This window comes from Cypionkella sp. TWP1-2-1b2 (assembly GCF_049896245.1).
Classification (GTDB): Bacteria; Pseudomonadota; Alphaproteobacteria; order Rhodobacterales; family Rhodobacteraceae; genus Cypionkella.
In genome coordinates, this window is record NZ_JAFCTX010000038.1 from 20,129 (window position 1) to 39,967 (window position 19,839).

The 19,839-nt window shown below is 58.4% G+C and carries 21 protein-coding genes and 1 pseudogene; 6 read left to right on the forward strand and 16 right to left on the reverse strand.

Translation table 11 applies throughout. The features are described from left to right. Positions 1-2 precede the first annotated feature (2 nt). Positions 3-218 (reverse strand): hypothetical protein, encoded by a 216-nt coding sequence (locus ACP7AP_RS19635; protein ID WP_426036891.1) that lies wholly within the window; start codon positions 216-218, stop codon positions 3-5. A gap of 93 nt (positions 219-311) precedes the next feature. On the opposite strand from ACP7AP_RS19635, the gene pheT reads away from it, so the two are divergent. After that, positions 312-2,720 (forward strand): phenylalanine--tRNA ligase subunit beta, encoded by a 2,409-nt coding sequence (pheT, locus tag ACP7AP_RS19640; RefSeq protein WP_426036893.1) that lies wholly within the window; start codon positions 312-314, stop codon positions 2,718-2,720. Positions 2,721-2,841: 121 nt separating this feature from the next. On the opposite strand, the gene ACP7AP_RS19645 is transcribed toward pheT, so the two are convergent. From ACP7AP_RS19645 to ACP7AP_RS19680, 8 genes are read right to left on the reverse strand one after another with little or no spacing between them, the layout of a single operon-like run. Next, positions 2,842-3,516 (reverse strand): DUF1523 family protein, encoded by a 675-nt coding sequence (locus ACP7AP_RS19645; RefSeq protein ID WP_426036895.1) that lies wholly within the window; start codon positions 3,514-3,516, stop codon positions 2,842-2,844. 12 nt (positions 3,517-3,528) lie between these two features. Then, entirely contained in the window at positions 3,529-3,795 is a 267-nt protein-coding gene (locus ACP7AP_RS19650; protein ID WP_426036897.1) for a hypothetical protein, read from the reverse strand. Continuing rightward, entirely contained in the window at positions 3,792-5,183 is a 1,392-nt protein-coding gene (locus ACP7AP_RS19655; protein WP_426036899.1) for a DUF6638 family protein, read from the reverse strand. The genes ACP7AP_RS19650 and ACP7AP_RS19655 overlap by 4 nt, the downstream gene beginning before the upstream one ends. Beyond that, positions 5,184-5,495: a hypothetical protein gene (locus tag ACP7AP_RS19660; protein ID WP_426036901.1), complete on the reverse strand. Its 312-nt coding sequence runs from the start codon at positions 5,493-5,495 to the stop codon at positions 5,184-5,186. After that, on the reverse strand, positions 5,492-7,420 hold the full coding sequence (locus ACP7AP_RS19665) for an ATP-binding protein (protein ID WP_426036903.1): 1,929 nt from the start codon (positions 7,418-7,420) through the stop codon (positions 5,492-5,494). Before ACP7AP_RS19665 ends, ACP7AP_RS19660 begins: the two co-directional genes overlap by 4 nt. 42 nt (positions 7,421-7,462) lie before the next feature. Next, positions 7,463-8,587 (reverse strand): hypothetical protein, encoded by a 1,125-nt coding sequence (locus ACP7AP_RS19670; protein ID WP_426036905.1) that lies wholly within the window; start codon positions 8,585-8,587, stop codon positions 7,463-7,465. 18 nt (positions 8,588-8,605) lie between these two features. Further along, positions 8,606-8,941, reverse strand: coding sequence for a hypothetical protein (locus ACP7AP_RS19675; protein ID WP_426036907.1), 336 nt, complete (start codon positions 8,939-8,941; stop codon positions 8,606-8,608). 1 nt (position 8,942) lies between these two features. After that, a complete protein-coding gene (locus ACP7AP_RS19680; protein WP_426036909.1) occupies positions 8,943-10,013 on the reverse strand; it encodes a hypothetical protein in 1,071 nt (356 codons plus the stop codon). Between the two features lie 115 nt (positions 10,014-10,128). Between ACP7AP_RS19680 and ACP7AP_RS19685 the strand changes: the two genes are divergently transcribed. Beyond that, the gene (locus tag ACP7AP_RS19685) at positions 10,129-11,397 is read left to right on the forward strand and encodes an acetylornithine deacetylase/succinyl-diaminopimelate desuccinylase family protein (RefSeq protein WP_426036911.1); all 1,269 of its coding nucleotides are present in this window, start codon (positions 10,129-10,131) and stop codon (positions 11,395-11,397) included. A 54-nt stretch (positions 11,398-11,451) separates the two neighbouring features. On the opposite strand, the gene panC is transcribed toward ACP7AP_RS19685, so the two are convergent. Both panC and panB read right to left on the reverse strand, forming a co-directional pair. Continuing rightward, on the reverse strand, positions 11,452-12,291 hold the full coding sequence (gene panC, locus ACP7AP_RS19690) for a pantoate--beta-alanine ligase (protein ID WP_426036913.1): 840 nt from the start codon (positions 12,289-12,291) through the stop codon (positions 11,452-11,454). Continuing rightward, positions 12,288-13,121, reverse strand: a complete 834-nt coding sequence (gene panB / locus ACP7AP_RS19695; protein WP_426036915.1) for a 3-methyl-2-oxobutanoate hydroxymethyltransferase — start codon at positions 13,119-13,121, stop codon at positions 12,288-12,290. The genes panC and panB overlap by 4 nt, the downstream gene beginning before the upstream one ends. A 151-nt stretch (positions 13,122-13,272) precedes the next feature. On the opposite strand from panB, the gene ACP7AP_RS19700 reads away from it, so the two are divergent. Beyond that, complete coding sequence (locus ACP7AP_RS19700; protein WP_426036917.1) at positions 13,273-13,614, forward strand: cupin domain-containing protein; 342 nt, start codon at positions 13,273-13,275, stop codon at positions 13,612-13,614. 54 nt (positions 13,615-13,668) lie between these two features. Here ACP7AP_RS19700 and ACP7AP_RS19705 read toward each other — a convergent pair whose 3' ends face one another. Further along, positions 13,669-14,589, reverse strand: a complete 921-nt coding sequence (locus tag ACP7AP_RS19705) for a L,D-transpeptidase (protein ID WP_426036919.1) — start codon at positions 14,587-14,589, stop codon at positions 13,669-13,671. 270 nt (positions 14,590-14,859) lie between these two features. Here ACP7AP_RS19705 and ACP7AP_RS19710 point away from each other — a divergent pair, with 270 nt between their 5' ends. Continuing rightward, the gene (locus tag ACP7AP_RS19710) at positions 14,860-15,114 is read left to right on the forward strand and encodes a GlsB/YeaQ/YmgE family stress response membrane protein (RefSeq protein WP_426036921.1); all 255 of its coding nucleotides are present in this window, start codon (positions 14,860-14,862) and stop codon (positions 15,112-15,114) included. Positions 15,115-15,166: 52 nt separating this feature from the next. Here the strand turns inward: ACP7AP_RS19710 and ACP7AP_RS19715 are convergent, their stop codons facing one another. Both ACP7AP_RS19715 and yghU read right to left on the reverse strand, forming a co-directional pair. Further along, a complete protein-coding gene (locus ACP7AP_RS19715) occupies positions 15,167-16,372 on the reverse strand; it encodes a M24 family metallopeptidase (protein ID WP_426036923.1) in 1,206 nt (401 codons plus the stop codon). Positions 16,373-16,592: 220 nt separating this feature from the next. Then, positions 16,593-17,444, reverse strand: coding sequence for a glutathione-dependent disulfide-bond oxidoreductase (gene yghU, locus ACP7AP_RS19720; RefSeq protein WP_426036925.1), 852 nt, complete (start codon positions 17,442-17,444; stop codon positions 16,593-16,595). 131 nt (positions 17,445-17,575) lie between these two features. Here yghU and ACP7AP_RS19725 point away from each other — a divergent pair, with 131 nt between their 5' ends. Continuing rightward, positions 17,576-17,896 (forward strand): zf-TFIIB domain-containing protein, encoded by a 321-nt coding sequence (locus tag ACP7AP_RS19725; RefSeq protein ID WP_426036927.1) that lies wholly within the window; start codon positions 17,576-17,578, stop codon positions 17,894-17,896. Between the two features lie 77 nt (positions 17,897-17,973). On the opposite strand, the gene ACP7AP_RS19730 is transcribed toward ACP7AP_RS19725, so the two are convergent. Beyond that, complete coding sequence (locus ACP7AP_RS19730; protein WP_426036929.1) at positions 17,974-18,447, reverse strand: REP-associated tyrosine transposase; 474 nt, start codon at positions 18,445-18,447, stop codon at positions 17,974-17,976. A gap of 103 nt (positions 18,448-18,550) precedes the next feature. Further along, positions 18,551-19,252, reverse strand: coding sequence for an SDR family oxidoreductase (locus ACP7AP_RS19735; protein WP_426036931.1), 702 nt, complete (start codon positions 19,250-19,252; stop codon positions 18,551-18,553). A gap of 67 nt (positions 19,253-19,319) precedes the next feature. On the opposite strand from ACP7AP_RS19735, the pseudogene ACP7AP_RS19740 reads away from it, so the two are divergent. Then, positions 19,320-19,736, forward strand: a pseudogene (locus ACP7AP_RS19740) (P1 family peptidase); the annotation flags it as partial. Positions 19,737-19,839 lie beyond the last annotated feature (103 nt).

A 19,839-nucleotide genomic window follows, 5' to 3' on the forward strand; every position in this document is an offset into this window, starting at 1 on the left:
CCTTACGGCACGGGTGCGATCAGCGCTCGTGTCAGCGCAGAGAACTCATGCGCGATCATCATGTACAAAAGCGCGGTCAGCCCCAGCAGCAAACAGAGCTTGCCAACGTTCAGCCGTTTACGGTCCTTGGGGATTTCAAACATCGGGTCCATCATCCAAGCGGTATAGCTGATCATTGCCCACAGAATAAGGCAATCGCCCCATTGATCTGGCGACAAGCCGTTTCCACTGGGGAAACCCTGCCCTGCCCGCTTCCCCTTTCCGCCTCAATGCGTTAATCCCGAAAGCGATAATTTCCGAAGGGCCGTGCCATGAAATTCACCCTGTCTTGGTTGAAAGATCACCTTGAAACCTCGTCCTCGCTGGACGATATCCTCTACGCCCTCACCGATCTGGGGCTTGAGGTTGAAGAGGTGGTGAACCCGCTGGCTAAACTCGCCGCCTTTACCCTCGCAAAAGTGCTGCACGCCGAAAAGCACCCCGATGCCGACAAGCTGCAAGTCTGCCGCGTTCTGACGGATGAGGGCGAAAAGCAGATCGTCTGCGGCGCGCCCAACGCCCGCGCGGGCATCACCGTGGTTCTGTGCAAACCCGGCGATTATGTGCCGGGGATTGATGTGACGCTTGGCATCGGCAAAATCCGTGGCGTGGAATCGCATGGCATGATGGCTTCGGAACGCGAGTTGGAGTTGTCGGATGAACACAATGGCATCATTGAACTGCCATCGGGCGAGGTTGGGCAAAAATTCACCGATTGGCTGGCAGTCCATCGCCCCGGTCTGGCCGATCCGATGATCCACATTAAAGTCACCCCCAACCGCCCCGATGCTTTGGGCGTTCGTGGCATCGCCCGCGATCTGGCGGCGCGCGGCTTGGGTGTGCTGAAACCGCTGGCGATTCCGGTGATCAAGGGTGGCTTTGCTTCCCCGGTGCAGGTCGAAATCTCGGCTGATCTGAAAGCCAAAGCCTGCCCGCATTTCGCAGGCCGCACCATTCGCGGCGTCATTAACGGAGCCTCGCCCGATTGGCTGGCGAACCGCCTGAAAGCCATCGGCCTGCGTCCGATTTCGGCTTTGGTCGATATCACCAACTACTTCACCTTCGGGCTGAACCGTCCGCTGCATGTGTTCGATGCGGCCAAAGTTCACGGCAAACTGCGTATCCACGCGGCAGAGGGTGGTGAGCAGTTCGCAGCCCTCGACGGCAAAACCTACAGCCTGCGCGCAGGCCAAATGGTGATTGCCGATGATCAGGGCGTGGAATCCTTGGCGGGTGTGATGGGCGGTGAGGTCTCGGGCTGCACCCCGCAGACCACCGATGTATTTGTCGAATCTGCCTATTGGGACCCCATCACCATCGCCACTACGGGGCGCGCACTGAAGATCAACTCCGACGCCCGCTATCGGTTTGAGCGCGGCGTGGACCCGGCTTTCACCCTGCCGGGGCTGGATTTGGCAACACAGATGATCCTCGATCTCTGCGGTGGCGAGGCCAGCGACATTGCTCAAGACGGTGCTCCGATCAACACCACCCGCGCCTATAAACTGAATCCCGCGCGGGTGATAAGCCTTGTTGGCATGGACATCCCCGAAGCCGAGCAGCGCAAGACTCTGGAATCGCTTGGCTTCACGCTGAACGGAGATATGGCCACGCCACCCTCGTGGCGCCCCGATGTGCTGGGAGAGGCTGATCTGATCGAGGAAGTCGCCCGCATCGCCTCGCTGTCGAAACTGCAAGGCACCCCCCTACCCCGCGCAATCCCCGGCGTGCCGCGCCCCATTTTGACGCCGTTGCAAACCCGCGAGCGGACCGCGCGCCGCACCATCGCGGCCTTGGGCTACAACGAATGCGTCACCTACAGCTTCATCGACCTGACCTCTGCCACCCTGTTCGGCGGCGGCGCGGATGCGGTTAAAGTCGATAACCCGATCTCGTCGGAAATGTCGCATCTGCGCCCCGATCTGCTGCCGGGCCTGTTGCGTGCCGCCGCCCGCAACCAAGCCCGCGGTTTCGCGGATATGGCTTTGTTCGAGGTTGGCCCCGCTTTCCAAGGCGGCGAACCCGGCGAGCAGCACTTGCAAGCCACCGGCCTGCTGATCGGCCAATCCGGCCCCCGCAACCCCCACACCAGCCGCCGCCCCGTCGATGTGTTCGACGCCAAGGCCGATGCCGAGGCGGTTCTCGCCGCCATCGGCGCGCCCGCCCGTGTGCAGATCAGCCGGAAGGTCGCGGCGTGGTGGCACCCCGGCCGCTCTGGCGTGATCGGTCTGGGTCCGAATATGATGGCAAGCTTTGGCGAAGTTCACCCCAAGGTGCTGGCCGAAATGGGCGTCAAAGGCCCCGCCGTCGCCTTCACCATTCTGCTGGCCAATGTGCCGATGCCCAAGGTGAAAACTCCGACCAAACCCGCACTGGCCCTGTCAGACCTGCAAGCGGTCGACCGCGATTTCGCTTTTGTCGTGGGTAAAGAGGTCGAGGCTTTGACGGCGGTAAACGCCGCCATCGGTGCCGACAAGGTGCTAATTGAGTCCGTGCGGGTCTTCGACCAATTCACTGGCGAGAAAGCCGAGGCGCAAATGGGTGCTGACAAAAAATCCATCGCTTTGACGGTGCGCCTGCAGCCCAGCGACAAGACCCTGACCGAGGCGGATATCGAGGCCGTCTGCGCCAAGATCATCGAAAAAGTCAGCAAGGCCACAGGCGGTAGCCTGCGCGCCTAGACCCTACGTGCGGGGCGTTAACCGCCCCGCACCCAGTCAAAAGTATGGCCGTTTCCCATACCGTTTCTGGGTCATTTCCATACGGGAATTTGCGTGTAAATTCCGCATATTAACCCTGATTTCACGGCTTTTTGCGCCAAGTGCCGAACCACGCCCCAATCCGGCCAAAAAACCCGCCGGCCCGCGCTTTCGCAGCCCCGGCTTGCGCCTCAACTCCGTCCCAAGTCTCACCGACTTCGGCCACCGCAGGCTCCACCATCCGCTCCCAAAACTGCAACCACATCCGGCGCAGCATGAACACTCCGAACGCCAAAGCGATCAGCACAATGATGTTCACATATGGGATAATCCGCACATCCGGCCCGGCGACTTCCTTCACCGAAACCGCGTTCGGATAGATCGACAGCCACGCCAAACGCCAGCCGTAATGCGTCACCGACACCCATTTCGGCGCAGCCTGCAGCGATTTCAGATTGCCCGCCTCTGCTTGCAGGTTGGAACTGTCGTATTTGAAATAGGGCGGCCAGATCCAGCCGGTGTCCTCGTTGCGATACACAATCACCGAGCCGTTTTCATAAGCCGCCTCGATAAAGCGAATGTCCCGTGTCACTGTGCTTTCGCCGGTGCCCACATCAGGCGAGGAATAGGCCCAGGAATTTTCCGATCCCACCGTGGTCAGTCGGTTGTAAGTATTTGTAATCCTGACAATATCATGCTGCGGCAGCGTGTAATGCAGAAAGCCGCCCACCACGAGCACAACCAGAATTCGGAAGCTCCACTTCACATAGGTCCACATTCTGGTCTCTCCTTACTGATAGTTAACGAAATACACGGTCGCGCTGACCACGACCGCAGGGATGATGTAAACCAACCACAACAGCCGATGCCGCAGACTCTTTTTATAGGCCTGCATCCCTGTATCGATATAGGCATCACGGTCGCCCTCCACACCTCCGGCGTCGAATTTCTTTTCCAGCTTTTCGCGGCGCTCCGAGCGGGAATAAATCGAAACCAGTACGTAAACCACGGATAACAGGACGAATCCCAGAACCGCTGCCCGCAGAATACCGATCATGTCCGCTCTCCCAAATCTGTGCCCCCCAAATCTGCGCCCCTCTTAACAGCACCCCACGGCCCAACCACCGCGCCAAGATCGCGCGCAGGCTTCGGCTCGGGGCGGTGCCGGTTGTCCATCGACGGCTCTGGCCCAAACAACGCCTCGCGCGCGCCCTGCGCATCGACCTTATACTCGCGCTCTAGAAAGTCCGCGACATATTGGCGCTTTCGATCCGACCATGTGGCATACTGGGCGTAAAACAATTCCTTATGCACGATGAACATCTGCCGCACATCCATCGGTGCCAATTCTGACAGCAGCATGTTAACCAAGTCTCGCTCGACCCCGGCCGACGCCCGCAGCGTGTAGAAATAGGCCTTATGTTCCGAAGTGATTCGCGGCCAATCGCCCGCACCCTCTACCCAGCGCAAAAGCTGCGCCAGGCCCAGAAATTCATCCGGTAAAGCATCACCCAAACGGTAGGCAATCTTGCGCAAATCCGTGCGGCGCGCATCACCAATTTCAAGGTTCAACGACTCTGCCGCATCGACCAAAACAAAGTCCATCTTCTGCCGCAGCACCCCTGCCGCATCCATCCCGCGCGCCTGCACGATGGGTTCAACCAGCCCATTCCGCTCCAGCCATTCGGCAATCGCATTGCGCTGGCTAAGATCCATCATCGGAGAAATCGGCATCTTTCCAAGGCTTTGGCGTGGCATCGTGCTGATCACACCAGGAAATTTCACATCGCGAAGCACATAGAGGCCGCCGAAATGGCTGGTCCAGAAACTCGGTTGCTGAAAGGTCATCGCGGGCAGATTGATCGGCACCCGCGTGACATCACCGGTCTTTTTCGCCAGTTCAATCATCTCGGCCATCAGCAGATCATCACGCCACCCATCAGGTTCCTGCCGGAATCGGTCGATCAGTTTGGCAAGTTTGCTGGCATCGGCGACATGGCCGCCGATGGTGTCGGCATCTACGGTGATCTGTCGAATTTCCAACAGCTTCGCGGGGTTCGCGATTTCATAGACTGAATTTTGCAACTCCCCAGCCACCGCATCCCGCGCGGTGAGGGCGAAAAGCTGTGATTCATTCGCTTCGATGAACTGCTGCAAAATCCCGCGCGCGGTGGAGAACTTCATGTTGAGCAGAGGCGCGGATTTTTGACTGGTGGTCAGCAGGATGAATTGGCGATTGCAGCCATTCGGGTTCAGATAAAGATCATCCCCCAATTCATCGCCAATTTCCGGAGAATACCCCGAGATGTCGATATGGAAATCCTTGAGCGCTGTTTGTTTGCCGATCAGGTGTTTAAGCGCGCGATTATACCGCTCGACCAGCTGAGGGGACGAAATCTCAATCAGATTGCCAAACATAAGTCCTTTTTCGATGAGGCGTTTCATTTACGCCTTCCCGCGTTTAGGCAAGCAGATGATAATAAATGGGATCAGCAAGATAGCGCCAAAAATTTCAGGAAAAGTGTTGCTCATTGTAACGGAAACCGAAGTTGCATCTACCGGAAATGCTCCAGGAACGGTCGAAAGAGCAATCTCAGCCAAAACCGCCCTACCAAAGAACCACGTGATCATCACACCCAGCGATACAAAACCAAATGAATCTGTGAACGGCTTTACAGAGCTTTTTGCCAGAAAATACGCAACAAAACCGCATGCAAACCAGGCTATGATAGCAATGACAGCTTGACCAATCATCATGCCTTCCCCTCCAAATACCGCCGCTTTGCTTCTTCTTGCCTTTTGAAATCACGCGCCATGCCCTCAATCGCGACTTCATCCGATTTGTCGGCATAGCGGAATTCACTGTCGGCGTAGCGGTTGATTTCTTGGATCACCATTTCAACCGTAATCGGCGTCGTCAGCCCCTTAATCATCACCAGCTTTTCGTCATAGGGCTTGAACAGGAACAGATCGGGGTTCTCCATCCATTCATCCGGCAGTTCAAAATCCATCGCCCGCACCTTCACCGCATCGGTGATGTTCTTGATCGCGCGTCCGGTAAAGCGTTCATCTGCTTGCTGAATTGCCTTCAGATAGCTGCCGAGTTTCGCCAGCGTATCCAAGGAACCCAGATCACCCTGAACCTTATCCCAGACCTTCAGCAAACCATCTTCATGCGGTTTGGAATAACCCTCAAAACTGGCGGTCACCGCGCGTTTGATCTCTTGGGCAGCGAACAGATCGTGGTTACCGACTGGAATCGCGTGGTTTTTACCCAACAACAGCGAAAGGATGTCGATATAATCCTCACGGCTTTGCGGTCCATCGACCAGAAAACGCGCGCCCGCGCGTTGGCGCAAGGCATCATCGACGTTCTCCGGGTAATTCGAGAACATCCCGAAAGTACAATTTCCGCGCACCACAGTATTGGCCCCGGCGAAAGCGCCCATGAATACCGCCGTTACTTCCTGTTGACCTGCCGAAGATTGGCGGTCGCCGCGCTTTCCAGCGACCTGATCAATGTCGTCGATGGTGCCGAAGGCAATCACGCCGGGGTCTAATACGTTATCAATAAACGCTTTCGCATTCTGACCGGATTTCCCCTGATACGAGTCGATTTGGTCGATTGAGAAGTTTTGATAGCGGAATGGATAGCCTGCGGCCTTGCAATAATCATTCAGCAATCCAGCCATCATTTGGATCAGCGTGGTTTTCCCGGTGCCGGGTTTGCCATCGCCCATGAAGGTAAAGATAAAGCCGCCCAACTCGGCAAACGGATTGAGTTTGCGTTCAAAGTCATAGGCCATCAACATTTTAGCCAACCGAAGGCTTTGATATTTGGCGATGTGGTTGCCGACCACTTCCGACGGCTTTTTGAATTGCATCGTCAAAGCGCCGCCTTTGGCCGCACGCGCAGGCTTGAAGCCCGCAATCGACAACGCATCCGCCTCAACCCGCCATGCGCCGCCGGTAAATGCCTGCAAACGGGGGGCCGCCTCGGCGCGCAGCGCGACGCGTTGCATCAGGGCCTCGCAAAACGCGCCAATCACCGCAATCAGACGCGGTTCATCACTGGCGAGAACGGCGATATCCTGATCCAATTCCCACAACGCGCCTTGCAGGGCCAAGGGGGCGTTGTCAGTAAGGATTTCCTCAACTGCGCCGATCTCGACGGTCGTCGAACCCATTGACGGGGCGATTAAAAATGCTGTGGCATTGGCGAAGGTATAGAGTGTCATCAGGGCTTCGGCGGCAAGCAATTCGGTGAATTCCGATCGTTTGCCTTCAGGCAGACGTCCCTCAAGATTGGCTTTTTTCAATTCCGCCAGCCCAGATTGCGCGGCAAAGGTTTCCGCCATCGCCAGTGCAATCGCCAAACCGCGCCGCAGACCGTGCAGGGCCGAGGCTTGCACCGGCGAGACCAACCCGTCGCCCAAACCTTCCACCCGTTCCAGCAGCCGCACGCCACCGGGGCGGGCGGTGCTGCGCGTCACCAGACCGGGTGTGGTGGAGCGGAACATCGGGCGCGTGCCGATGCCGGGCGAGCGTTCGGTTTTGACCTCAGCCATCGCCTTGGCCAAACGCGGGGCATGATCAAAACCCGTCAACAGGGCCAGCGCCGCATCATATTGTGCGCGGATGGTTTCTTCCCGCAGTTCCATCGTATCGCGCGCGCCGGTCATGTTGTCTCCAATCCCTATTTATTCAAACACTTAAGCATGGCTTCATCGCGCAGGCATGATACGGTCGCCCGCGCCCACCACGAATTTGCGCACATCACGAAACCCCGGTGGGTTCAGATCGGCGAGCACTTGATAGGGGCGCTCGGGCAGGATCACCATGCGTTCGATCCGGGTCGCCCCGCTGTCGCTGGCAATCGGATCGAGCTTGTAAACTTGCCGTTCGGCGCTGGAGAACCAGCCGTCTTTGACCGCTTCCTCACGGTCAGAGATCAGGTCTTCTACCGTCCAGACCAACGCCCAATCATCGCCATCCGGCGCATTGGCATCGGCCAGCACCTGCGCAATCGGGCCGGATTGCAGCGTGAAATCATGGCTGTGCATCGGGCCAAGCGTGATACGGCGCAGGCGTTTGGGGTGCAAGCCCGCGAAATCCTTGTCGAACCCTTGGGCGATGGTGAGCAGCTTCAACCCCAGCGTGGATTGCGCCATCAGATGCGCCTGCGCCATCGGCCAGCGGCGGTCATCATTCGGCAGCGGCTTTTTGCCGCTGTCCTCGACATCCATCAGGTAAACCACGGGTAGATTGGCTTGGGTGTCATAGACCGCCCAGTGCAGCAGGAAATGCTTGCGATCGCCGCCATCGCGGCGGACATCTTCGATCCACTGGCAATCAGGGTCGTTACGCGGCCAGAAGATGCCGCCCGAGGCGAGGGATTCGTTATAAAGCCGCTGACTTAGCGCGAATTGCAACTGCACAGGCACGGTCAAATCCCGCACGATCTGGCGCACCATGCGGTCTTTCAACTCGGTTTCCGAGGCCATGCCGCCGAGGTGCTTTTGCACCTGAGCGGCATCCAGCGCCATCATCATCAACTCTTGCGCCACCGGAAAGCCCGAGTCGTGGCGATCAAAGGTCAGTCTGGCTGAGCCTTCCGCCCGTCCGGTCATCAGATATTTGTAATTCAGCGCCTTGAAGGTGCCGGTCAGCGCCGCCAAATACCGTCCCAAAATCCGCGCCTCGGTACGGGTCAGACGGCCTTCGGCCTCAACCTCACCGGCCACGCGGATCAGGTGGCGGGTGATCCGCTCAAACTTGGCAAAATACCGCCGCGCGGTGAGCGTGTCGTAGAGTTCTTGGTGGTCGTCGGTGAGTGGGGTTTCAGGCATTTCTTGCAGCTTTCTTTACTAACGAAGCATTGAGCCATCTTGGTCAATGCCAAAGAAAACACGCATCCACTCAGGCGCTGCCCCGAAGTGCATAGGTTCCTCGCGCGCCAATCGTCTAAATACATTCGAAAACCCCAACCGCGCGGTGACGCCACCAATACCGCCCATCAGAAACCAAGCTGGAACAAGCACGCAAATAGCGGCGACGAAACTCGCAACACCCGTCAAGCCAAACCAATGTGACATTGAAACTAAATCCATCCTCCCAGAAATCAATTCGGCAAAAGTGCCGCCAACGCCCATTGCGCTGCCGACACATCCCCACAACACAAAGACCCGGCGCCCCTCAGTCACCTCACTCCCCATACGCATTCTTGTCGTGCTTCTCGACAATCTTGGCAAACCGCCGCGCGAAGCGTTCGTCCGCCTTGGCTTTCTGCTCCAACACCTCGCGGGCAAACACCATATGGCCTTCGTGGGCTTCCAGCATATCGGCCATTTTCTGATTTGTCGCAGCCCCAATCGCGGCCATCGCCACCTGCGCCTCTTGGTCGGTTTTCACGCCGATTTCGTTGATGCGGTGGGCCACGTCCTGCTGCTGCGCGGTCTTCAAGCTGGCGCTCAACGCGTCATACAAAACCACCCGCTGCTTGGTGTCCGTTTGCAACTTGTTGATCAGAACCAACTGCGTGGCGGCTTGGTTGGTCAAACTATCGACCCAGGTTTTCCCTTTTTCGATATACCGCTCCAGAGTCTGCGATTTCGCCAGTTGCACCTGTTCGTCCTGCACCAGCGCGTTGTAACGCCCGTTCAAGCCCGCCAATTCAGTCTCCAGCTTGGTGCGCGCACTGGCGTCTTGTTCGACAGAAATCTTGTTCTCAAGTTCGATAATCTTTGGGTCCATCCCGCCAACCTCGGCGCGCACCGCTTCCAAAGCCATCACCGTCGCTTCCCGCTCGGTCAAGGTCGCGCCAAGGTTCGCCTCAACCGTGGTCTTCTGGCCGTTCAGCATATCGAGCTGGCCCTGCAACAGCCGCACGATGATGTCGGATTTGCCAATCAAATCCTGCAATTTGCTGTCGATCGAGGCCGTGCGCATCCGCTCTTGCCGCATCGATTCCGATTTGGCGTTGGAAAACATCCCGATGAAGCTTTCCATCCCGGTCTTCGAGCGCATCTCGTCGAAGTCCTTGGAAAACCCCGCCGTCACATCATCCAGCCCCATGATCAGCTCGGCGATATTGGCGTTCATCAGATCGGTGTGCTTGTGGACATCCTCCAGCGAGGCGCTTTCGATATCAATCGAGGTGCCGGCATCCAGCTTGGTCCGCGCCTCTTCGATCCGCCCGGTGATCGCGGAAATCTTCGTCTGCGCCGCAGCAACCTGTGCCTGGCTTTCCTTGATCTGCGTGTCGAAATCGGCCATCGAACCCTCCGTTATGAATGTCGTGCCATGATATAGGCATGTTAAGTCTAGTTACATCACTTCGGCCGGGAAAATTCACATTGCTCCGCATGCAACTGCGCGGCACTCTGCCCCGATGACCGATCACGCCATCCTTGCCGCAGTCGCCGCCCGTCGCCAAGAGCTTATTGGGCTGACACAGGATCTGATCCGTATTCCGACATTGAATCCGCCGGGGCAGCATTATCGCTGGATCTGCGACTATCTCGCGGCGCGGTTAGAGGCTGCGGGCTTTACGCTGCAATTCATGCGCGCTGTGGGCGCGCCGGGGGATTCTGATGCCTATCCGCGCTGGAACCTGATCGCGCGGATCGACTCAGGGTTGCCCGGCGATTGCGTGCATTTCAACAGCCATCACGATGTGGTCGAGGTCGGCCACGGCTGGACCCGCGATCCGTTTGGCGCCGAATGCGACGGCGACCGGATTTATGGCCGGGGCGCTTGCGATATGAAAGGCGGACTCGCGGCATCGGTGATCGCAGTCGAGGCGTTTTTGGCAAGTGCAACGCCGTGGCGCGGCAGCATAGAGATTTCGGCGACAGCGGATGAGGAATCCGGCGGCTATGGCGGCGTGGCTTACCTCGCCGAGCATGGCCACTATGCGCATGTGGATCACGTCATCATCCCCGAACCTCTGCACAAAGACCGCATCTGCCTCGGCCATCGCGGTGTATGGTGGGCCGAGATTGAAACCCATGGCCGCATTGCGCATGGCTCGATGCCGTTCTTGGGTGACAGCGCCATCCGCCATATGGGCGCGGTGCTGGAGGAGATCGAGCATCGGCTGTATCCGCTGCTGGCGCGCAAGACCACGGCGATGCCGGTGGTGCCGGAAGGCGCAAAGCAATCGACGCTCAACATCAATTCGATCCACGGCGGGGCGGCGGATTTGGCCCCCGGCGACACCTCATTGCCCGCTCCCAACGTGGCAGATCGCTGCCGGATCATCATAGATCGCCGCTATCTGATCGAAGAAGATCTGGCCGAGGTGAAGCAGGAAATCAACGATATCTTGGCGCGCGTGAAAGCTCAGCGTCCAAAGTTTTCTTATGAGATCAAGGATTTGTTTGAAGTTCAGCCCACCATGACAGACCGCGCGGCCCCGATTGTCACCTCCACCGCCGCCGCGATCAAGCGAGTTTTACAGCGGACTGCGGAGTATGTTGTGTCACCGGGAACCTATGATCAAAAGCACATCGACCGCATCGGACGGCTGAAAAACTGCATCGCCTACGGGCCGGGGCTGCTGCATCTGGCGCATCAACCCGATGAATGGATCGGCGTGCAGGATATGGAAGATAGCGCCAAGGTGATGGCATTGGTGCTGCAAGACCTGCTCGGTTGATTTCATCTTGGCGAAAATACTCCGGGGTCCGGGGCAGCGCCCCGGGGCGCTCAGCTAAACCGGAATGTTGTCAATCAGACGCACGCCGTCCAGCCAAGCGGCGGCCAGCATGCGCCGGGGCCGTTGCATCTCATCCGAGGGCATCAATGTCTCGGCATCACGCAATTCGATGTATTCCACCCGTTCAAACCCGGCGTGCCGCAGCTTTTCCGCCGCTTCGCGGATCGCCATACGGTCGGACTGGCCAGCGCGGATATCCTCTGCTGCAGTAGAAATTGCGGCAAAAAGCACGCCCGCAATCGCACGGCCCTCCGGCGTCAGGCGATTATTGCGCGATGACATCGCAAGCCCATCCGCCTCACGAATGGTTTCGCAGCCGACGATTGTGATCGGCACATTCAAGTCGCGCACCAACTGCAAAACAACCTGTAATTGCTGCCAGTCTTTTTGCCCGAAATAGCCCCTGTCGGCCATGGTCATGCCGAAAAGCTTTGTGACCACGGTGGCCACGCCGTCAAAATGCCCCGGACGCATCCGACCCTCCAACGGTTCAGACACCCCGCCCACCGAAACGGTCGAGGTGAAACCGTCGGGATAAACTTCACCCGGCTCTGGCGCGAAGATCACATCGACACCCACCGTTTGCAGCAAAGCCGCGTCGGCTGCCTCGGTGCGGGGATACTTCTTCAGATCATCCGGGTTGTTGAACTGCTTCGGGTTGACGAAAATCGTCACAATCACCCGCTGACATTCCGCCTTCGCCGCGCGGGCCAACGACAAATGCCCGTCATGCAAAGCGCCCATCGTCGGCACCACACCCACCACCTGCCCCGCAGCTTTCCATGCCCGCACCAAAACGCGCAGATCGGCGACTGTCCGAATGATCTGCGTCAAGGCTTTTTAACCTTCACAACATCCGCAAACGAATGTTCCTCGGCTGGGAACGTCCGCGCCCGCACTTCGGCAGCATATTCGGCAATCGCCTCCGAAGCCAAAGCCCCCAAATCGGCGTAGCGTTTGACAAATTTCGGGCGGAACTCGGTGAAAAACCCAAGCATGTCGTCAACCACAAGCACCTGCCCGTCGCAGGCCACCCCTGCGCCAATGCCAATCGTCGGGATGTTCAGCCGCTGCGTGATCCGGGCCGCTAACCCCATCGGCACCTTTTCCAACACGACCGAGAACGCCCCCGCAGCCTCAATCGCCAGCGCATCCTGCATCACCAGATCGGCCTCACCATCGCGGCCCACCACCTTGTAGCCGCCCAAAGTGTTCACCGATTGCGGCGTCAGCCCAATATGCGCCTGCACCGGAATCCCGCGCTTGGTCAAGAAAGCGATGGTTTCCGCCATATGCACGCCACCCTCCAGTTTGACACAAGGCGCGCCCGTCTCGGCCATCAGCCGGGCCGCGTTGCGGTAGGCCTGCTGCGGGCTTTCCTCATAACTGCCAAACGGCATGTCGATCACCGCCATCGCCTTTTGCAAGCCGCGCACGACGGATCGGCCATGCAGGATCATCATCTCCATCGTCACGCCAATGGTGCTGGGCATCCCGTGCAGCACCATGCCAACAGAATCGCCGACCAGTGCCATGTCGCAATGGGCATCGACCAGCCGGGCTACAGGCGTGGTATAGGCCGTCAGCACCACCAAGGGCGCTTGACCTTTACGGGCCCGAATATCAGGCGGCAGCACTGCGCGAACGGGAGAGGTTACACTCATCTTACAGGCTCCGCGATGACTTTTGTGCCAATCATATGGGCACAAGCCACCGGGGACAGCAAGATTATTACGCTGCATTGCAGCAGCAATCCCGCTTGACGCCGCGATGATCTGCGGGCGCTATGCGGGACAAGCAAACCCAGAGGCGCTAATGTCGAACATTGAACGCGTGACCCGTGACGGCATCCAACCCGAAATCACCCGCCCGGACCCGTCGCGCCTCGTGGCGGGCGATCCTGTCCACACCACCTGGAACATCGAAGATCGCGATGGGCTATATTGTGGGCTCTGGCAATCTACCCCCGGCACATGGCGGATCAGCTATGTTGAATGGGAATATGTCTATATTCATTCCGGCCATTCAGTGCTGAGCGATGCAGATGGCGTGCAGACCGTGTTGAAAGCAGGCGAAAGCTATATGATCCGCCCCGGATTTTCCGGCACTTGGCAAGTGATAGAGACCACCCTCAAAGACTATGTGATCAAGGCCTAAAGCAAAAAGGCCCCCGCAGTTTTGCAGGGCCTTTTGATACACGTCGCTTGGAGATCAACCGTTGCTTGTCGTCCCGTCAACCGACGCCAGTTCCGGCAACGGTGGGCAGTCGGCCTCGTCAATGCCTTTGCGCTTACAAACGGACAGCCGCTTTTTCTCTGCCTTGGCGGCATTCTTCGCATCAAGCTCGGCCTGCTTTGTGGCAGCGGCAGCCATGGCGGCCTCTTGCTCGACCAGCATCTGCTCGTCTTGCGGCTTGCGCGCGATATTCTCGGGCGTTTCCGGCACAGCCCGGCCCCAAGCGTCATCCATATAGGGGCCTTCGATGGCGAGACTTTCTTCCAGCGAGCGCACCTTCACCCGTGTGCCCAATTCGATGCGGTCATAGAGGTCAATCGCGTCTTGGTTGAACAGGCGGATACAGCCCGCAGAAGTGGCATGGCCGATGGTCTCATTCTGGATGGTGCCGTGGATGCGGAACAAGGAATCGCGCCCACCGCGATACAGATACATCGCCCGCGCGCCCAACGGGTTGTCCAGACCGCCTGCACGACCACCCGCATATTCGGCGTAAAGATCAGGCCGGGTGCGGATCATATTGGCCGTCGGCTGCCAGGACGGCCACTTCGCCTTGCGCCCGATCACGCCATTGCCACGGAACGACAGGCCCTCACGGCCCACCGCGATGGCGTAGCGCATCGCGCGCCCGTTTTCCTGCACCAGAAACAGCTTGCGCGCGAAAGTGTCGATCACAATCGTGCCCGGCGCATCATCGGCGGTATACTCCACCTCGGCACGGGCGCGGTCTGCCGACAAAAGCTCGGCATCGACAGGCTGAATATAGAAGCCTTCGTCCTCAACCCCTTCATAACCGGGCACGACCGCAGGCGTCACGGATTTCGGTGTCGGAGTACCGCAAGCTGCAAGCAGGCTAAGCGACAATGCGCCAATAAGGCGAAAAATGGGGCTGTTCACGTGGCAGAGACTCGGCTGTGAGGAAAATTATCCTTGCACCTAAAGCCTGCGGTTTGGCTTCCGTCAAGCCCCGTGAAATGATTGAAAATACAAAAGGCGTTGAATCTGCCGATGCAGGGTGATTCTTTCTGGCGCGCGCCTGAATTATCTTGTTTCGCAGCAAAATCGACGCGGAAAAAAGCGAGCAGAAATTCGGGAACGTTTTTGTGAGCAATGCGTTACCTAGTCGTGAACGCCGCACGTCGTGGCGCAAAAATGAGGAAAAGAGACATGGGAATTGAAAGTTTGCTGATCTTCCTGCTGATCGGCGCGATTGCGGGCTGGTTGGCTGGACAAATCGTGTCTGGCTATGGCTTCGGTCTGCTGGGCAACATCGTGATCGGCATCGTCGGTGCCTTCATTGCCGGAGCAATTTTTCCGCGCATTGGCTTTGTTTTGGATGGCGGCATCCTTGCCTCCGTCGTGCATGCAACGATCGGTGCAGTGATTTTGCTGTTCCTGATCAAGTTGATCAAACGCGCCTAAGCTTTGCAGGTTTGTAAAAAAGGGCCGGGGATCTCTCCCGGCCCTTCGTTCTTTAACCCACCACGTTAAATGCCGGGCCGTAGGGATATTTGGTAATATCCTCGTTGCCGTCTTCGGTGATGAACAAAATATCATGCTCGCGGTAGCCACCCGCGCCGGGTTGCCCATCCGGGATCGTCAACATCGGCTCCATGCTGATCACCATGCCCGGTTCCAGCACCGTGTCGATATCTTCACGCAACTCCAGCCCTGCCTCACGCCCGTAGTAATGGCTGAGCACGCCAAACGAATGGCCATAGCCAAAGCTGCGGTACTGCAGCACCTGATGTTCCTCAAAGAACGTGTTCAGCTTGGCCGTCACCTCCGCACAAGACGCCCCCGGTTTCAGCAAGCTGATGCCATATTCATGCGCGGCGACATTGATTTCCCACATCCGCAAGGACGCCGCATCGACCTCTTGCACGAACATCGTCCGTTCCAGCGCCGTGTAATAGCCCGAGATCATCGGAAAGGTGTTCAGGCTAAGAATATCCCCACGCTTCAGCTTGCGGCTGGTCACCGGGTTGTGCGCGCCATCGGTGTTGATGCCAGACTGGAACCAAACCCAAGTGTCACGATATTCGGCATCGGGAAAGCGCTTGGCAATCTCCAACTCCATGGCGTCACGGCCCGCCATCGCAATGTCGATCTCCCTCGCACCTTCGCGCACGGCCTCGCGAATGGCAAAACCACCAACATCGGCAACCCCTGCGCCATGCCGGATCAAATCCAACTCGGCCTGCGATTTCATCATCCGCTGCTCCATGGTCCCGCGCGAGATATCCACGCCGCGCTTGGGCTTCAGGAAGTGGTTCAGCTTTTCCGATTGCAGCAAGGTCAAATGATCGGCCTCGCAGCCAATCACCCGCCCCTCGCCCGTCACCGACAAAATCGCCCGCCAGTAATTGTCACGCTGCCAATCGGTGTAGGTGATGTTGTCGCCATGCCCGCGCCGCCACGGTTGGCCCGCATCAATCCCAGCCGAGATCGTGACGCTTTGCGTCAGCGTCACCACCAACCCATAAGGCCGCCCGAATGAGCAATACAAAAACCCCGAATAATAAGCGATATTGTGCATCGAGGTGAACACGCAGGCCTCGACCCCATGCACCTCCATCAGATCGCGCAGGCCCGCCAGCCGCGCGTCATATTCATCGGCGGCAAACGGCAAAACCCGCGCGCCTTGGTGGAAACGATAGTGTTCTGGACGTGTTGTCATCATCAGACCTCATGCTTGGGGTCAGGGCATACGCCCCGGAACCCCGAAAGGTCCCGGCGTGCAGGACGAAAGCAGGTTGCCCTGCAAGCTTTGGGAAATACCCTTGTGACGACGCCATCGCCACGGCTTGAGCTAAGATTAAGTCCCGCAAGCCCGCTTGGCAAGCCTGCGGAATTCGCGCGAATTCCGTCACGATTTCCGCGCGGAAATCGCCTTCGCGTCAGACCGCTTTGCCCGCGAAATCTTCCGGCCCGTGCCGCTCTGGCACCTGCTCCGCCTCATCGCCCCAGTTTTTGTTGACGATCCGCCCGCGTTTGACCGCAGGCCGCGCTTCAATCACATCCGCCCAGCGCTTGAGATTCTTGTAAATCCCAACATCCAGAAACTCTGCCGAATTGGCATAGCTGCGACCCAAAACCATGCTGCCATACCACGGCCAGATCGCCATATCGGCGATGGAATAATCCGCCCCCGCGATAAAAGGCACCTCAGCCAAGCGGCGATCCAACACATCCAACTGACGCTTGGTTTCCATCGCATAGCGGTTGATCGGATATTCAAACTTTTCCGGCGCATAGGCGAAGAAATGGCCAAAACCGCCGCCGACAAACGGTGCCGATCCCATCTGCCAGAACAGCCAGTTCATCACTTCAGTCCGATCAGGCCCGCTGGCTGGCAGAAACGCCCCGAATTTGTCAGCCAAATGCACCAGCATCGACCCCGACTCGAACAACCGCACAGGCTCTGCCCCGGTCAGATCCAACAGCCCCGGGATTTTCGAGTTCGGATTAACCCCGACGAAGCCCGAGCCAAACTGATCGCCCTTGCCGATATTGATCAGCCAGGCGTCATACTCAGCAGCATAGCCAGCCTCCAAAAGCTCCTCAAACAGGATCGAGACTTTCTGGCCATTCGGTGTTGCCAGCGAGTAAAGCTGGAAACCATGCTTGCCGCGCGGCAGCTCTTTGTCATGCGTCGCACCGGCGATGGGGCGGTTGATATTGGCAAACTGGCCACCATTGGCGGCATCCCAAGTCCAGACTTTCGGCGGAACATATGGCGTGGTCGACATCGACAAATCCTTTTGGGGCGGCCTGCCCCGGACGCCAAGAGGTAAGCATAAATCCGCCCTGCGACAAGGACGCACGCTTGCACAAAAACCCACAGCCCCCATCTTAAATTGGCACAACACAGGAGAATGGCATGCAGTGCCCTGTCGATAATGAGACTTTGGTGATGGCCGACCGCAACGGTGTCGAAATTGATTATTGCCCGAAATGCCGGGGCGTCTGGCTGGATCGGGGCGAGTTGGACAAGATCATCGAGCGTGCCGCCAGCGCCCCAGCCGCCGCCCCGCGTGAGGCGGCCCCGGTCTATCAACCCGAGCCGGGCTATCGCACCGAACCCAGTCGGCAGGCGCCCCTGCGTGATGAGCCGCGTCGCAGGCATGACGACGATGATGATCGCTATCACGGCAAAAAGAAGCGCCGCGAAAGCTTTCTCGGCGATCTGTTTGATTTCTAAAAACAAGCTGGCTCCTGCTTTCTTCTGCTGCCCTCTGGTTTGACCGGGGCAGCAGTTTCGCCGTTTCCGATCCGTCGCTAACCCACCCGTTGCAGAGCGGCAGCAGCGCGAAATGACGAATAGGGCCAGGCTTCCGGCACATCGACCAAACCGTGCCGCACCGGGTCCATCTGGCAGCTGCGCATATGCAGCGCCATATCGGCGGCATCGGCAATGCGATGTTGCCATAAACCGCGCTGCCAGACACCTTGGGCAGTGCGGTTGATCCGGGAACTGCGGGCATCGAATGGCAGGCTGGCCGAAAACCGCGCCTTGATCAGCCGCCAGCGCCCGCCTGCATCATTGTCCCCGTCGGGCAGCGTCCAGATCGTGTGCAGATGGTCAGGCATCACCACCCATGCCGCGATCTGAAACGAATGCTCCGCCCGCGTCAGCCGCACCGCTTGGCGCAGCCGTTCGATTTCCAGCACCAGCAGATCATCGCCGGGCGTGTTCAGCGCGACGGTGAAGTAGTGCGTATGCGGGGCGGCGGGGCGGATGTGATATGTCATCCCAACAGCTTGCCACGCCGCCGGTTAACAGAGCGTTACCGCCAAACCGCCTAACCCAAGATTAAACCGCCCGACTTAAACCGCCCAACCTAAACCGCCCAGCTTAAACCGAACGCGTGATCCCGCCATCCACCCGCAAATTCTGCCCGGTGATATAGCCCGCCGCATCCGAAGCCAGAAAGCTGACGGTCCCGGCGATTTCCTCGACCCGGCCATAACGCCCCATCGGAATCCGCGCGCGAAATTCTTCCTTCTCTGGCAAGCTGTTGATGAACCCCGGCAAAACGTTGTTAATCCGAATGCCCTGCGGCGCATATTTATCGGCGTAAAGCTTTGTAAACGCCGCCAAACCCGCCCGCGCCACGCCAGAGGTCGGAAACGCCGGATCGGGTTCAAACGTCGCAAAAGTGGTGATGTTGATGATCGACCCGCCGCTGCCTTGGGCTTCAAAAATCGGCGTCACCGCGCGAATGGGGCGCACAGCGGACAGGAAATAAATCTCAAAGCCCTGATGCCAACCCTCATCAGTGATGTCCAACAAAGCCGCGCGCGGACCATGCCCTGCCGAGTTCACCAGCACGTCGATGCGGCCAAATTTGGCCATCGCCGCATCCACCACACGCTGCACATCGTCATTGCTTTGGTTCGATCCGGTCACCCCAACGCCGCCCAATTCCACTGCCAAAGCCTCACCCTTGCCAGACGAAGACAGGATCGCCACCGCAAAGCCATCCGCCGCCAACCGCCGCGCCGCCGCCGCCCCCATGCCCGAGCCGCCTGCTGTGATCACCGCAACCTTTTGCATTTCTGCCTCCATCTGTGCTTTGCTGGAAGCTGACACGCACAACCGCCAAACACCACCCGGATTACACATGCAGACTGGCCCGAAGAACCTGATCACTGATATTGCCGGCCTGAGGGTGGGTCAGGCGCAGCACGCGCGCCTGCGCTCTGGCTGCACCGTGCTGATCGCGGATCGCCCGTTCACCGCCGCCGTGCATATCATGGGCGGAGCACCCGGCACACGCGAGACTGATCTGCTGGCACCGGACAAGTTGGTGCAACAGGTTGACGCGCTTGTGCTTTCCGGCGGTTCGGCCTTTGGCTTGGATGCCTGTTCGGGTGTCGCGGATGCCTTGCGCGCGCAGGGGCGCGGTTTTGCAGTCGGCGATCAGCGCGTGCCGATTGTGCCGGGGGCGATCCTGTTTGATCTGCTGAACGGCGGCGATAAGACATGGGCGCGCAACCCCTATTACGATCTGGGCCAGCAGGCTTTAGAGCAAGTCGCCGTTCATATGATTCAGGCTTCCCATCTTGGACGGTTTCTGATTCCCTGATCTTTCCAGATATAGGGGATCGAGATGGGCAAATCACATCCTATGGAGCTTCGCA

What these genes read in the sequence shown, in the direction of transcription:
- ACP7AP_RS19645 (WP_426036895.1), bottom strand. Translation starts at nt 3,516, where the DNA reads ATGTGGACCTATGTGAAGTGGAGCTTCCGAATTCTGGTTGTGCTCGTG.
- yghU (WP_426036925.1), bottom strand. Translation starts at nt 17,444, where the DNA reads ATGTCGACCACGCCATATGTTCCGCCGAAAGTCTGGACTTGGGATGCC.
- ACP7AP_RS19710 (WP_426036921.1), top strand. Translation starts at nt 14,860, where the DNA reads ATGGGAATTGAAAGTTTGCTGATCTTCCTGCTGATCGGCGCGATTGCG.
- ACP7AP_RS19715 (WP_426036923.1), bottom strand. Translation starts at nt 16,372, where the DNA reads ATGACAACACGTCCAGAACACTATCGTTTCCACCAAGGCGCGCGGGTT.
- ACP7AP_RS19735 (WP_426036931.1), bottom strand. Translation starts at nt 19,252, where the DNA reads ATGCAAAAGGTTGCGGTGATCACAGCAGGCGGCTCGGGCATGGGGGCG.
- panB (WP_426036915.1), bottom strand. Translation starts at nt 13,121, where the DNA reads ATGAGTGTAACCTCTCCCGTTCGCGCAGTGCTGCCGCCTGATATTCGG.
- ACP7AP_RS19685 (WP_426036911.1), top strand. Translation starts at nt 10,129, where the DNA reads ATGACCGATCACGCCATCCTTGCCGCAGTCGCCGCCCGTCGCCAAGAG.
- ACP7AP_RS19700 (WP_426036917.1), top strand. Translation starts at nt 13,273, where the DNA reads ATGTCGAACATTGAACGCGTGACCCGTGACGGCATCCAACCCGAAATC.
- ACP7AP_RS19665 (WP_426036903.1), bottom strand. Translation starts at nt 7,420, where the DNA reads ATGACCGGCGCGCGCGATACGATGGAACTGCGGGAAGAAACCATCCGC.
- ACP7AP_RS19660 (WP_426036901.1), bottom strand. Translation starts at nt 5,495, where the DNA reads ATGATGATTGGTCAAGCTGTCATTGCTATCATAGCCTGGTTTGCATGC.
- ACP7AP_RS19680 (WP_426036909.1), bottom strand. Translation starts at nt 10,013, where the DNA reads ATGGCCGATTTCGACACGCAGATCAAGGAAAGCCAGGCACAGGTTGCT.
- pheT (WP_426036893.1), top strand. Translation starts at nt 312, where the DNA reads ATGAAATTCACCCTGTCTTGGTTGAAAGATCACCTTGAAACCTCGTCC.
- ACP7AP_RS19725 (WP_426036927.1), top strand. Translation starts at nt 17,576, where the DNA reads ATGCAGTGCCCTGTCGATAATGAGACTTTGGTGATGGCCGACCGCAAC.
- ACP7AP_RS19655 (WP_426036899.1), bottom strand. Translation starts at nt 5,183, where the DNA reads ATGAAACGCCTCATCGAAAAAGGACTTATGTTTGGCAATCTGATTGAG.
- ACP7AP_RS19650 (WP_426036897.1), bottom strand. Translation starts at nt 3,795, where the DNA reads ATGATCGGTATTCTGCGGGCAGCGGTTCTGGGATTCGTCCTGTTATCC.
- ACP7AP_RS19730 (WP_426036929.1), bottom strand. Translation starts at nt 18,447, where the DNA reads ATGACATATCACATCCGCCCCGCCGCCCCGCATACGCACTACTTCACC.
- ACP7AP_RS19670 (WP_426036905.1), bottom strand. Translation starts at nt 8,587, where the DNA reads ATGCCTGAAACCCCACTCACCGACGACCACCAAGAACTCTACGACACG.